The sequence below is a fragment of the Candidatus Binatia bacterium genome (genome assembly GCA_026415395.1).
GTDB lineage: Bacteria > Desulfobacterota > Binatia > HRBIN30 > HRBIN30 > HRBIN30.
This window is the reverse complement of the sequence record JAOAHD010000008.1, coordinates 1-2,056: the sequence shown is the minus strand read 5'-3', so window position 1 is coordinate 2,056 and position 2,056 is coordinate 1. Positions and strand designations below refer to the sequence as shown.

At 64.1% G+C, this 2,056-nt stretch carries 2 protein-coding genes and 1 pseudogene; all 3 read left to right on the top strand.

Annotation, left to right across the window (positions count from 1 at the left end):
• Window positions 1-186 (top strand): transposase (locus N3C12_10045; GenBank protein ID MCX8072778.1); only part of this gene is annotated, 186 nt, incomplete at its 5' end.
• A 38-nt stretch (window positions 187-224) separates the two neighbouring features.
• A pseudogene (locus N3C12_10040) lies at window positions 225-590 on the top strand (RNA-guided endonuclease TnpB family protein).
• On the top strand, window positions 581-2,056 hold a 1,476-nt coding region (locus N3C12_10035), incomplete at its 3' end, for a DHH family phosphoesterase (GenBank protein MCX8072777.1). The pseudogene N3C12_10040 and the gene N3C12_10035, both read left to right, overlap by 10 nt.

Below are 2,056 nucleotides of genomic sequence, written 5' to 3'. Positions count from 1 at the left end.
ACGTGCGCGGTTTGCGCAAACGTATCCAAAGCCAGCCGCCCATCGCAAACGGAGTTCCGCTGTGTGGCCTGTGGGCACGCCGACCACGCAGATGTGAACGCGGCGAGGAACATCCGTTGCCTCGCCAGGGCGTGCGTCAATGCGCCTAAAGTCTCGGAACCGCATCAGGACCTCCTGGTTGCGTAGTACAGGGACAAGCCCTCGACTTCAGTCGGGGGTAGTTGACCACGAACCTTGTGAAAAACAACGCCGCCATCTTCGTGGGCGACGTGGCCGGCGCCAAGCTGGTCAAAACCAAGATGGCCAAGTCCGCACTGGATGCGGGCTGGGCCATGTTCAAAACCACTTTGGAATACAAGTGCCGTCAGGCAGGAGTGGTTTTTGAGGTAGTCAACGAAGCGTATTCAACCCAAACCTGTTCGGCTTGTGGCGCTTTGCCTGAGTCGCGGCCTAACGGTATCGCAGGTTTGCGAATAAGAGAGTGGACTTGCAGTGAGTGCGGAACGGTACACGACCGCGACGTTAACGCAGCAAGGAACATTCTCGCGGCAGGACATTGCCGCCTCGCAGGAGGAATCCCATGCCACTGAAAACGGGAATCCCCGTCCTTCAGAGCGGGGAGGATGTCAAAAAATCCATGGCGCAGACGATTGCTCATCGATTCCGGACTCAGGCAGACGAGAGTCTCATTCAAGCCCTTCAGATGAGGGGCCTGCAGCCCTGGAAATCCCGCCTGCTGGCATCTCGCGGTCTTCGCGGCCCAGAGCAGGCCGACACAGGGATCGGTGGTCTGCTGCACTATCGCGATTTCAAAGGTATCGATGAGGCGGCGAGCCGGCTGCTCAAGGCCATTGCTGAGAATCAGCGCATTCTGATTGTGGGCGACTACGACGCCGATGGGGCTACGGCCACCGCTGTGATGGTGCGGGGCCTGCGCATGCTGGGGGCCGAGCACGTGGACTTCCTGGTGCCGGATCGCCTGAAGCACGGCTATGGACTGAGCCCGACGCTGGCCGAGCTTGCGCACGAGAGGCGACCGCACGTGCTCGTGACGGTGGACAACGGCATTGCGGCGCTGGACGGCATCGAGCGCGCGCGCAGCCTTGGCATGGACGTGGTCGTGACCGACCACCACCTCGCGGGGGCGACCCTTCCCCCAACCCCCTGGATCGTGAATCCGAACCAGCCGGGCTGTCCTTTTGCGAGCAAGGCCGCGGCGGGGGTGGGCGTGGCGTTTTACGTGCTGCTGGCGATGCGATCGAAGCTCCAGGCGAGCGCCGCGTTCGAGGGGCGCGAGCGCCCTGCCCTCGAGCAGCTCTTGGACCTCGTGGCACTGGGCACGGTGGCCGACGTCGTGCCGCTGGATGCCAACAACCGCAGGCTCGTGGCGGCGGGGCTTGCCCGCATGCGAAAAGGCGCGGCACTGCCACTCATCCAGGCGCTCTTTGCGCTGACCAAGCGGCAAGCCGCTTGGGCCACAAGCGCCGATCTCGGCTTTGCCATTGGCCCGCGCATCAACGCGGCGGGGCGGCTGGAGCACATGTCCCTGGGCATCGAGGGGCTCTTGTGCGATGCTCCGGGGCGTGCGCAAGAGATTGCCGCCGAGCTGCACCGCATCAACGAAGAGCGCCGAGCCACACAAGCCGAGATGGAGATGCAAGCGGTGGAGCTTGCCGAGCAGCCGGGCTGGGAGCAAAAGACGGGCCTCGTCGTGCACCAGACTCAGTGGCACGAGGGCGTCATCGGCCTTGTGGCCTCGCGCCTGAAAGAGCGCTACTGGAGGCCCACCATTGCGCTGTGCGCAGCCCAGCATGATGGGCTCCTGAAAGGCTCGGGCCGCAGCATCCCGGGGCTGCACCTGCGCGATGCAATCGACGAACTGAGCCTCCCCATGGCTAAAGCCAGGGGGTCCTATGCCCGTCTCCAGCGGCTCTTCCCGGTTGGTTCGGGACATCGCCGCAGGCTAGAGCCCTTTGCCGCGCGACCCGCTCCGGCTGGGGCAGACCACCATCGGCCCCAGCAGCAGCAAGCAAGCTTGCCACACTCGCAGGTTCTT